The organism is Nocardioides sp., from assembly GCF_035576065.1.
Classification (GTDB): domain Bacteria; phylum Actinomycetota; class Actinomycetes; order Propionibacteriales; family Nocardioidaceae; genus Nocardioides.
This window is the reverse complement of the sequence record NZ_DATLWX010000024.1, coordinates 26,774-38,276: the sequence shown is the minus strand read 5'-3', so window position 1 is coordinate 38,276 and position 11,503 is coordinate 26,774. Positions and strand designations below refer to the sequence as shown.

10 protein-coding genes are annotated in these 11,503 nt (G+C 67.7%); all 10 read left to right on the top strand.

The features are described 5' to 3' along the window. The first annotated feature begins 20 nt into the window (after positions 1–20). The 10 genes from VNJ48_RS11990 (at position 21) to VNJ48_RS11945 (ending at position 11,503) form a co-directional block, all read left to right on the top strand. Complete coding sequence (locus VNJ48_RS11990) at positions 21–1,025, top strand: ABC transporter substrate-binding protein (protein ID WP_325602367.1); 1,005 nt, start codon at positions 21–23, stop codon at positions 1,023–1,025. Between the two features lie 136 nt (positions 1,026–1,161). Next, positions 1,162–3,687, top strand: coding sequence for an FAD-dependent oxidoreductase (locus VNJ48_RS11985; protein WP_325602365.1), 2,526 nt, complete (start codon positions 1,162–1,164; stop codon positions 3,685–3,687). Next, entirely contained in the window at positions 3,684–4,487 is an 804-nt protein-coding gene (locus VNJ48_RS11980) for a hypothetical protein (RefSeq protein WP_325602363.1), read from the top strand. The genes VNJ48_RS11985 and VNJ48_RS11980 overlap by 4 nt, the downstream gene beginning before the upstream one ends. After that, entirely contained in the window at positions 4,484–5,467 is a 984-nt protein-coding gene (locus VNJ48_RS11975) for an electron transfer flavoprotein subunit alpha/FixB family protein (RefSeq protein WP_325602361.1), read from the top strand. Before VNJ48_RS11980 ends, VNJ48_RS11975 begins: the two co-directional genes overlap by 4 nt. Before the next feature lie 162 nt (positions 5,468–5,629). Then, a complete protein-coding gene (locus VNJ48_RS11970) occupies positions 5,630–6,586 on the top strand; it encodes an ABC transporter ATP-binding protein (protein ID WP_325602359.1) in 957 nt (318 codons plus the stop codon). 7 nt (positions 6,587–6,593) lie between these two features. After that, positions 6,594–7,379 (top strand): ABC transporter permease, encoded by a 786-nt coding sequence (locus VNJ48_RS11965; RefSeq protein ID WP_325602357.1) that lies wholly within the window; start codon positions 6,594–6,596, stop codon positions 7,377–7,379. Positions 7,380–7,383: 4 nt separating this feature from the next. Next, a complete protein-coding gene (locus VNJ48_RS11960) occupies positions 7,384–8,211 on the top strand; it encodes an ABC transporter permease (protein WP_325602356.1) in 828 nt (275 codons plus the stop codon). A gap of 6 nt (positions 8,212–8,217) precedes the next feature. Next, positions 8,218–9,504, top strand: a complete 1,287-nt coding sequence (locus VNJ48_RS11955) for an MCE family protein (RefSeq protein ID WP_325602354.1) — start codon at positions 8,218–8,220, stop codon at positions 9,502–9,504. Continuing rightward, positions 9,504–10,544, top strand: coding sequence for an MlaD family protein (locus VNJ48_RS11950; protein ID WP_325602352.1), 1,041 nt, complete (start codon positions 9,504–9,506; stop codon positions 10,542–10,544). The genes VNJ48_RS11955 and VNJ48_RS11950 overlap by 1 nt, the downstream gene beginning before the upstream one ends. Next, the gene (locus VNJ48_RS11945) at positions 10,541–11,503 is read left to right on the top strand and encodes an MCE family protein (RefSeq protein WP_325602350.1); all 963 of its coding nucleotides are present in this window, start codon (positions 10,541–10,543) and stop codon (positions 11,501–11,503) included. The genes VNJ48_RS11950 and VNJ48_RS11945 overlap by 4 nt, the downstream gene beginning before the upstream one ends.

Here is an 11,503-nt window from a genome sequence, read left to right as displayed (position 1 = left end):
GTTTTCGGAACAACGAGGAGATGAGGAGCACGATGATGAGGATTGCCAGAAGGAAGGGGGCTCGGCTGGGGGCACTCGCCGTCGTCGCCACCATGGCCTTGTCCGCCTGCGGTGACGGGTCCATCGAGGCCGAGACCGAGGCCAACGAGTCGCAGGCGGCTGAAGGCGGGGACGAGTGCGGCGAGCTCAACATGGCCGTCAACCCGTGGGTCGGGTTCGAGGCCAGCGCCTACGTCGTCGGCACGGTCGCGCAGGACGAGCTCGGCTGCACGGTCAACTACAAGGACCTCAAGGAGGACGTCTCCTGGCAGGGCTTCGGCACCGGAGACGTCGACGTCGTGATCGAGGACTGGGGTCACCCGGACCTGGAGAAGAAGTTCTTCGAGGGCGAGGGCGACGGCACAGCCATGGACATGGGTCCGCAGGGCAACGTCGGGATCATTGGCTGGTACGTCCCGCCGTGGCTCGCTGAGGAGAACCCCGACGTCCTGGAGTGGGAGAACCTCAACAAGTACGCCGCCGACTTCGCGACCTCGGAGTCCGGCGGACAGGGCCAGTTCCTCGGCGCCGACCCGTCCTACGTGCAGTTCGACGAGGCGATCGTCAGCAACCTCGACCTCGACTTCAAGGTCGTCTTCTCGGGTTCGGAGGCCGCGAGCATAGAGGCGTTCCGCAAGGCCGAGGAGAACAAGGAGTTCCTGATCGGCTACTTCTACGAGCCGCAGTACTTCATGGCCGAGGTGCCGCTGGCGAAGGTCGCCCTGCCGGCGTACGAGGAGGGCTGCCAGGACGAGCCCCAGGACGTCGACTGCGACTACCCCGAGACGGAGCTGAAGAAGATCGTCGGCACGGAGTGGGCCGAGTCGGACTCCACCGCTGTCGGGCTGGTGGAGAACTTCTCGTGGACCAACGAGGACCAGAACGTCGTTGCTGGCTACATCGCCGATGAAGGCATGTCGCCCGAGGAAGCGGCCACGAGGTGGATCGAGGAGAACCCGGACAAGGTGGAGGCCTGGTTGGGCTGAACCGTCGGCCCTGAGCTCCACGGAATATCCCGCACCGCCGTCCCCGACCTCCTTGACACAGGTCGGGGACGGCGGCGTACATTTCGACTGACGCACATAGCGCAACTCATTGCGCACTACGCAACAGGAGATCCGTATGGCAGAGGTTCCAGCGTCCGCGGACGTGGTGGTCATCGGCGCCGGGATCGTCGGCAACAGCCTCGTTCACCACCTGACGCGGCTCGGATGGCGCAACGTCGTGCAGATCGACAAGGGAGCCCTGCCCAACCCGGGCGGCTCGACCGGTCACGCCTCCAACTTCATCTTCACGGTGGACCACTCGCGCGAGATCACCGACCTGACGCTCGACTCGGTCCGGCAGTACAAGGAGATGGGCGTCTTCACGCAGTCGGGCGGCTTCGAGATCGCCCGGACGCCGGAGCGGATGGAGGAGCTGCGACGACGGATGTCCAGCGCCAAGGCGTGGGGTATCGAGGCCGAGCTGGTCACGCCGGAGTTCGTCAAGGAAAGGGTCCCGTTCATCGAGACCGACCAGTTCATCGGCGCCTTCTGGACTCCCGGCGTCGGTGTCGTCGACTCGCTGCGGGCGGGCACCCTCATGCGCGAGCAGGCCCTGGCGACCGGGGAGCTCACGGTCGTCCCGACCGTCGAGGTCGTCGGCCTCGACACCGAGGACGGCCCGCACGGTCGTCGCCGCATCACGCGCGTGCGCACCACGGGTGGCGACATCGAGGCCGGGACGGTCGTCATCGCCGCCGGTGTCTGGAGTCCCAAGCTCGGCGACATGGCCGGGATCAGCATCCCGTTGACGCCCGCCGTGCACCAGATGATCAGTGTCGGTCCCTGTCCGCAGCTCGCCGAGACCGACGGTGAGATCAGCTTCCCGATCATCCGCGACATGGACACCTTCTGCTACGAGCGTCAGCACGGTGCCGACATGGAGGTCGGGTCCTACGCCCACCGCGCGATCCTCCACGAGCCCGAGGACATCCCCTCCATCGAGCAGTCCAAGCTGTCGCCGACCGAGATGCCCTTCACCTCCGACGACTTCGACCCCCAGCTCGAGCAGGCCTACGAGCTCATGCCGGACCTGCTCGGCGCCGAGGGCGCCGAGATGCGCTACGCGATCAACGGCCTGCTCTCGCTGACGTGTGACGGCAACCCGATCCTGGGGGAGAGCGAGGTCACCGGCCTGTGGACCGCGGCGGCGGTGTGGATCAAGGAGGGCCCGGGGGTCGGTCGGGCGTTGGCCGAGTGGATGACGCACGGCCATCCCGAGATCGACGTGCACCACAGCGACATCGCCCGCTTCCACGAGCACCAGAAGCGCCGCGAGCACACCCGCCTGCGCACCACTGAGTCCTTCATCAAGACCTACGGCATCATTCACCCGGCCGAGCAGTACGCCTCGGATCGCGACCAGCGCCTCTCGCCCATGCACGACTCGCAGGAGAAGCTGGGAGCGGTCTTCTTCGAGACCGCGGGCTGGGAGCGGCCGTTCTGGTACGAGTCCAACGCACCTCTCCTCGAGCAGTACGGCGACGCCGTGATGCCACGCGAGCACGAGTGGGACTCGCGCTGGTGGAGCCCGATCATCAACGCCGAGCACCTCCGCATGCGCGAGGCGGCAGCGGTGATCGACCTGTCGGCGTTCTGCATCTTCGACGTCACCGGCCCGGCCGCGCTCGACGTCGTCCAAGGCACCTGCGTCGCGCAGTGCGACGTCGCGATCGGCAAGGTGGTCTACACCCCGGTCCTCGACGCCAAGGGAGGCTTCCGGTCGGACCTCACCGTGATGCGCCTCGGGGCCGACCACTTCCGCGTCGTCACCGGCGGCGCGCACGGCATGGCTGACCGGGCCTGGTTCGCCGGCCGGTTGCCGGACGACGAGCACACCACGCTGACGGACCTGACCAACGACGTCTCCACGATCGGGATCTGGGGCCCACGGGCTCGAGACATCCTGTCCTCCTTGACCGAGGACGACGTGTCCGACGGCGGCTTCAGCTTCCTGTCCTGCAGCGAGATCACCGTGGGCGGCACCACCGTGCTGGCCTCCCGCATCTCCTACGTCGGGGAGCTCGGCTGGGAGCTCTACGTCCCCATGGGCGACGCCGCCACGCTGTGGGAGACGCTCCTCGAGGCAGGCGCCCCGCACGGCGCCGTACCAGCCGGCATCGGGGTCTATGGCACCACCGGACGCATCGAGAAGGGCTATCGGGCGTATGGCGCCGAGCTGGACGGCGAACGATCGATCATCGAGGCCGGCATGCAGCGACCGAAGGTCAAGCAGGCCGACTTCGTGGGCAAGGAGGCCTACCTCGCCCAGCGGGAGCAGGAGCCGGCAGCTGTCCTGTGCACACTGACCGTCGACGACCACACCTCGGCGAGCGGCGCCAAGCGATACATGATCGGAGGCGAGCCGATCCTCACGCCGGACGGCGGGCTCCTGACCGACGGTCACGGACACCACTCGTATGTCACGTCGGCCGGCTCCGCGCCGTCGCTGGGCAAGCATGTGCTGCTGGCCTACCTCCCGCCGGACCAGGCGGTCCTCGGCAACCAGCTCGCCGTGTCCTACATGGAGGAGCTCTACCCGGTCACGGTCGGCTCGGTGGACGCCACGCCCCTCCTCGACCCGGCCAACGAGCGCATCAGATGAATCACCCCATGACCGGCGTCAACGTCCTCGTCTGCGTCAAGCGGGTCCCGGACGCGTCGAGCGAGGTCGTGCTGACGGACGACGGCCAAGGCGTCGACGGGCGCTTCTCCGGCTACGCGACGAGTCCGCACGAGGAGTGCGCAGTCGAGCTCGCCGCCCGGGCCGCCACCGCCACCGGCGGCGAGGCCACCGTCCTGACCCTCGGGGACGCCGAGGCCGTCGAGCAGCTGCGCGCCGCCCTGGCTGTGGGCTGCACTGCGGCGACGCACGTCGTGGCCGACGGCCAGCAGTTCGGCCCGGCCGACGTGGCCCGCGAGATCGCCGCGGTGGTGCGTGACCACGAAGTGGCGGGCCGCCCGCACGACCTGGTGCTGCTCGGCAACGACGCCGCCGACACCGGGGACTTCCAGGTCGGCATCCGCCTCGCCTACGAGCTGGGTCGTCCGGTCGTCAGCGGGGTCACCACGGTCGACGTCTCCGAAGTGGACGGGCGGATGAGCGTGACCGCCAGCGGCGACGGGCCTGACGGCCACGAGACCTACGTCGTCCCCCTCCCGGCCGTCGTCACGGTGATGGAGGGCGGCGTTGAACCTCGCTACCCCACCATCCCCGGCCGGATGAAGGCCAAGAAGGTCCCGATCGAGGAGCGTGCACCGGTCGGCACCCCATCCGGCGCCGGTCGGCTGCGGTGGTCGTTGCCGCCGGCGACGCCGAGCGACGTCCAGGTCCTGGGCAAGGGGCCGGAGGCCGCCCCGGCCGTGGTCGACCTCCTCGAGCAGCTGGGGGTGCTGAGCCGATGATCCTCGTCCTGGTCGAGAAGGACCTCCACGGTGCCGCCGTCGAGGTGTCGTTGGAGGCGCTGACCTTCGCGCGCTCGCTCGCCGACGCGGGTGGCGGCGTCCCGGTGGACGCCGTGGTCGTCGGTGAGGTGCCTGCACGCCTGCGCGAGCAGCTGGCGGCGTACGGCGCACGAGAGGTCCACCGCCTGGCTGGTGACGCCTTCGACTCCTTCGCCGGAGCTGCGTGGGCCGCGGGGATCGAGACGGTGCTCGCCACCACGCGATCGGTCGTGGTGATGGCCGCCGGGACGCCCCGCGGCGGCGAGGTGCTGGCGCACCTGTCAGCGCGTGCGGACGTGCCGATGGCGGCCAACGCCGTCTCCTTCGACGGCCTCTCACCCTTCGTGGTGCACCGTCAGGTGGTGGGTGGACAGGCGTTGGAGGCGATGCAGGTCTCCGGCCGTCCCACGGTGTTCACCGTCGCCGGGCACGCGGTCGAGGCCCGCCCTGCTGCCGCGCCCGCCACGGCCGCGGTCGTGGAGCACGTTCCTGACGTTGCGGCCGCCGACCTCGTGGCCCGCGTGATGTCCACCGAGGAGCCCGAGCCCGACCGGTCCGGCAGTCTCAAGACGGCTCGTGTCGTGGTCGGCGCGGGTCGAGGTGCGGGCGGCGAGGACGGTTTCGATGGCCTGCTCGAGCTGGCCGACCTGCTCGGTGCCCCGCTCGGTGTCTCCCGAGTCGTCACCTCGCTCGGTTGGCGCCCGCACCACGAGCAGGTGGGGCAGACAGGGAGCCGGATCTCGCCCGATCTCTACATCCCGTGCGGCATCAGCGGTGCCATCCAGCACTGGGCCGGCTGCAGCAGCGCGAAGGTCATCCTGGCGATCAACACCGACGCCGACGCTCCGATGGTCACGAAGGCCACGCACGCGGTGATCGGCGACCTGCACGAGGTGGTGCCGGCCATCAACGCCGAGATCCGTCGCCGCCGCTCTGGCTGATGGGTCCGGGTCTTGCGCCGCCCGACGTCACACCGAGTGACACCAGGTGTCCATCTGATGACGTCGCGGTGATTTGTGCGTAACCTCACGCTCAGTGCCGCGTTGGTACTCAGTAGTAACGCGGGGGACAGGTAGCGGAGCGCGCAAAGGGAGATTCTTCGCATGGGTGTAGAGATCAAGGTCGACGACCTCACCAAGTCGTTCGGCAAGCAGTTGATCTGGGGCGACGTCACGCTGACCATCCCTGCCGGCGAGATCTGCGTGATGCTCGGACCCTCCGGGACGGGCAAGTCGGTCTTCCTCAAGACCCTCATCGGCCTGCTCAAGCCCGACCGCGGCTCGATCATGATCGAGGGCACCGACATCGCGTCCTGCTCCGAGAAGGACCTCTACGAGATCCGGAAGCTCTTCGGCGTCCTGTTCCAGGACGGCGCCATGTTCGGCTCGATGAACCTCTACGACAACGTGGCCTTCCCCCTGCGCGAGCACACCAAGAAGTCCGAGTCGGAGATCCGCAGCATCGTCATGGAGAAGATGGACCTCGTCGGCCTCCTCGGCGCCGAGGACAAGCTCCCCGGTGAGATCTCAGGCGGGATGCGCAAGCGGGCAGGCCTGGCGCGTGCGCTCGTCCTCAACCCCGAGATCGTGCTGTTCGACGAGCCGGACTCCGGTCTCGACCCGGTGCGCACCTCGTTCCTCAACCAGCTCATCATCGACCTGAACGCCCAGATCGACGCGACCTTCCTCATCGTCACCCACGACGTCAACACCGCCCGTACCGTCCCCGACAACATCGGTCTGCTGTACCACCGGCACCTCGCGATGTTCGGGCCGCGCGAGATGCTGCTGAGCTCCGAGGAGCCGGTGGTCCGGCAGTTCCTCAACGCCCAGCGCGTCGGCCCGATCGGGATGTCGGAGGAGAAGGACGCCGACGAGCTCGCCGCTGAGAGCGACCAGGAGCTCCCGCCCCTGCCGCCGATCCCGCTCCAGCAGGAGCCCTCCAACGGGATCCCGCGACGCAGCCAGCGTCCGCCCGGCGAGTGGTGCCGCGAGAACGGCGTCACGCCACCTGCCGGCTCGTTCGAGACCGCCAACGCCGGCCTGGCGCCGGGGGCCTGAGCAGCCGATGTCCTCCCTGACCTCCTCCCGGGCGCTCGCCCCCATCGGGGCCGCGGGCAAGCTCTTCGCCTTCGCCCTCGATGTGCTGCGCGGGCTGTTCCGGCGCCCCTTCCAGCTGCGGGAGTTCATCCAGCAGGCGTGGTTCATCGCCTCGGTGACCATCGTCCCCACGGCTCTGGTCGCCATCCCCTTCGGTGCGGTCATCGCCCTGCAGGTCGGTGGGCTCATCAAGCAGTTCGGCGCCCAGTCCTTCACCGGCTCGGCGTCGGTGCTGGCGGTCGTCCAGCAGGCCGCTCCGATCGGGACCGCACTGCTCATCGCCGGCGCCGGCGGGTCGGCCATCGCCGCCGACCTCGGCGCCCGGAAGATCCGTGAAGAGCTGGACGCGATGATGGTGCTGGGCATCGACCCGATCCAGCGCCTGGTCGTCCCGCGGGTGCTGGCGTGCATGCTCGTCGCGTTCTTCCTCAACGGGATGGTGAGCGTCGTCGGTGTTGCAGGTGGCTACGTCTTCAACGTGGTCCTGCAGGACGGCACACCCGGCGCGTACATCGCGAGCTTCACCGCCCTGGCGCAGCTGCCCGACCTCTACATCGGTCTGCTGAAGGCGATCGTCTTCGGCCTCATCGCGGCCATCGTGGCCTCCTACAAGGGAATGAACGCCGACGGCGGTCCGAAGGGGGTGGGCGATGCAGTCAACGAGGCGGTGGTCATCACCTTCCTGCTGCTGTTCATCGCCAACTTCGTGATGAGCCTGATCTACCTCCAAGTCATTCCACCGAAGACGGGTTGAGGTCATGGCCAACGTCAAGAGCATCTACCAGAAGCCGATCGGGTCCCTCGACAACTTGGGCAGCCAGCTCGGCTTCCACCTCGCCGTCCTGCGGGCCATCCCGCGCTCGATCACCCGCTACCCCAAGGAGATCCTGCGGATCCTGGCCGAGGTCACGCTCGGCTCCGGCGCGCTGGCGGTCATCGGCGGCACGGTCGGTGTCATCCTGGGCATGACGTTCTTCACCGGGGCCCAGGTCGGGCTCTCGGGATACGCCGCGCTCAACCAGCTCGGCACCGCCGCGTTCTCCGGATTCGTCTCCGCCTACTTCAACACCCGGGAGATCGCCCCGCTCGTCGCGGGTATCGCCCTCGCAGCGACGGTCGGCTGCGGCTTCACCGCCCAGCTCGGCGCGATGCGGATCTCCGAGGAGGTCGACGCCCTCGAGGTGATGGCCATCCCGTCGATGCCCTTCCTGGTCGCGACGCGGGTCGTCGGTGGCCTGATCGCGATCATTCCGTTGTACGTCGTGGGGTTGCTGTCGTCATACTTCGCGAGCCGGGTCGTGGTGACGCAGTTCTACGGTCAGTCGACCGGCACCTACGACCACTACTTCAACGCCTTCCTCCCCCCGGGTGACGTGCTGTGGTCCTTCGGCAAGGTGCTGGTGTTCGCAGTCACGGTGATCCTGATCCACTGCTACCACGGCTACACCGCCTCCGGCGGACCCGCAGGTGTGGGCGTCGCCGTCGGCCGGGCCGTGCGGACCAGCATCGTGGCGATCAACGTGATCGACCTGTTCTTGTCGATGGCCATCTGGGGCACCAACGCGACCGTCAGATTGGCTGGGTGAGCGGCGATGAACCCGTTCAAGAACAATTTGTTCCTCGGTGTGCTGTTCCTCGCGCTGCTCTTCTCGGGCGTGTGGGCCTCCTACGGCGTCTTCACCAAGAGATGGACCGAGTACGACGAGGTCGCCCTGAAGACCTCCAAGATCGGTCTCCAGATGCCGCTGCGGGCAGACGTGAAGATCCGCGGCGTGCAGGTCGGAGAGGTCATCGCGATCGATGGTGACGCCGACGGCGCCACCCTCACGTTGGGGCTCTACCCCGACATGCGCGACACGATCCCGGCCAACGTGACCGGGTCGATCGTGCCGAAGACGCTCTTCGGGGAGAAGTACGTCTCGCTGATCATCCCCGAGGCGCCCGCCAAGGACGCGATCGCAGTGGACGCGGTGATCGATCGCACCGCGATCTCCACCGAGGTGGAACAGGTCCTCAACGACCTCTACCCGCTGCTGCGAGCCGTCCAGCCGGCCGAGATCAACAAGACCCTCAACGCCATCGCCACCGCCCTGGAGGGCCGCGGCAACCAGCTGGGCGAGAACCTCGAGACAGTCGACAGCTACCTCAAGCGTCTCAACCCGGAGATCCCCGCGCTGGTGGAGGACCTCCGGCTGACCGGAGAGGTCGCCGACATCTACGTCGACGTGCTGCCCGAGATCGCCACGATCCTGCGCAACTCCATCACCACGAGCCAGACCCTCGAGGGTCGCGAGGAGAAGCTCACAGCGCTCTACCAGGATGTCGGCGCCTTCTCCAACACCACCGAGCGGTTCCTCGACGAGAACGGCGACAACCTGATCCGGCTCGCCGAGCTGAGCCAGCCGCAGCTCGAGCTGTTCGCGAAGTACGCCCCGGAGTACCCCTGCCTCCTCGGTGGCATCGTCACGGCCGGAGACATGCAGGCCGAGGCCTTCCGTGGCTTCACCCTGCACATCATTCTCGAGACGCTGCCCAACCAGCCGCGCGGCTACGGGCCGCAGGACGCGCCGACGTTCGGCGACAAGCGCGGCCCCCACTGCGGCAACCTCCCCGCCCCCACGGGTGGACAGACGACCCCGGCCACCCAGCCCAACTTCGTCGACGGCGTGGACGAGGGGACCGGCAAGGGGACCTCGCGCGCGGCCACCGGCTGGTCGAGCGGCGCGGGCTATCCCGGCAGCCGGGAGGAGTCCGCGCTCGTGAAGGGGCTGTTGGCGCCGGCGATCGGCACCAGCGTCTCGGACGTGCCAGACCTCGGCGTGTTGTTGATCGCCCCGATGGCTCGCGGAGCCACCGTCTCTTTGGGAGCTGATGACTGATGGCTCGCATGGGCTTGGACAAGAAGACCAGCGGCGACCTGGTCAGGCTGCTCGTCTTCATGATCGTCACCACGATGCTGACCGGCGTCCTCGTCGTGCTGATCGGCAACCTGAGCTTCGCCTCCACCCGCAACTACAAGGCCGAGTTCCTCAACGCCACGGGTCTCGTCAAGGGCGACGACATTCGGGTGGCCGGCGTGAAGGTCGGCACGGTCAAGGACGTGGAGATCACCGATCGCACCCGCGCCCTGGTGAGCTTCACCGTCGCCGACGCGACCCAGGTCAACGGCGGGACCTTCGCCACGATCAAATACCGCAACCTGGTCGGGCAGCGCTACGTCTCCCTGACCCAGGGGGTCGGTGACGCCGAGCGGCTGCCCGAGGGTGGGACGATCCCGCTGGGCCAGACGACGCCCGCGCTCGATCTGACCGTGCTCTTCAACGGCTTCAAACCCCTCTTCCAAGCACTGTCTCCCGCCGACCTGAACAAGCTCTCCTACGAGATCGTGCAGGTGTTCCAGGGCGAGGGCGGCACCCTCGAAGGACTGCTCCAGCACACCGCCTCGGTCACGACGACCCTGGCCGACCGCGACCAGATCATCGGTGACCTCATCGAGAACCTCAACCAGGTGCTCGACCACATCGGCGACAGGGACGAGCAGCTGTCCCGGCTCATCGTCTCGTTCCGCCAGCTCATCGGTGGCCTGAAGGACGACCGACAGGCCATCTTGACCTCGCTCGACGACATCTCGGAGCTCTCGGTCGAGACGGCCGGCCTCCTCCAGGGGATCCGCAAGCCCTTCGTTGAGGACATCAAGCAGCTGCGGACAGTGGCGGGCAACATCGACAAGAACAAGGCAGAGCTCGACCGGGCCCTCCAAGTGCTGCCGATCAAGCTCGAGAAGGTCGGCCGGACCGCGATCTACGGCTCCTACTTCAACTTCTACCTGTGTGAGTTCCAGGGGCGGATCAAGCTCCCCGCCGGCGTCAACGTGCCCGTCAACTACCAGACCGGCTCTGATAGGTGTGATCTGGGATGATTCCTTTCCGCGAGCGCAATCCCGTCATCATCGGCGCGATCAGCCTCACGCTGCTGGCCGGCTCGCTGGCCGTGGCTTTCAAGGCCAGCGACCTGCCGGTGATCGGCGGCGGTGACACCTACTACGCCGCCTTCAGCGAGGCCGGTGGCCTGAAGGCCAACGACGAGGTGCGGATCGCCGGCGTGCGCGTCGGCAAGGTCGACTCCGTCGAGCTCGACGGTGACCAGGTCAAGGTTTCCTTCAAGGTCGACGAGGCGGAGTCCTTCGGCCCGAGCACCAGCGCCTCGATCGAGGTCAAGACCCTGCTCGGTGCGATGTTCCTCTCCCTCGAGCCCGCCGGCGCGGGTCAGATGAAGGAGGAGGCGACGATCCCGGTCGAGCGGACCACCTCGCCGTACGACGTCGTCGAGGCCTTCGAGGGATTGGCGGCGACCTCGGAGCGGATCGACACCGACCAGCTCGCCGAGGCCCTGACCACTTTGGCCGACCTCACGCGCAACACTCCTGAGGAGTTCAAGGCGGCGCTCGACGGGGTCAGCCGGCTGTCCGGGAACATCGCTGCCCGTGACCAGCAGATCGGCACCCTGCTGACCAACCTGGAGAAGGTCTCGCGGGTGCTCGACGAGCGTGACCAGGACATCGTCGCCCTGATGGAGGACGCGGACATCTTGTTCCGGGCGCTGGTGAGCCGCCGAGAGGCGATCCACAACCTGCTCGTCTCCACCACGAAGCTCTCGCGCGAGCTCACCTCGCTGGTGCGCGAGAGCCGGGATGACCTGAAGCCCGCCCTCGACCACCTGGAGAACGTCGTCGACGTGCTAAACAAGAACGAGGACAACCTCGACAACAGCCTGCGACTGATGGCGCCCTTCTACCGCGTGTTCGCCAACACGCTGGGCAACGGGCCCTGGTTCGACACCTACATCCAGAACTTCCCACCCGTCCCCCAGGTTGGCTGA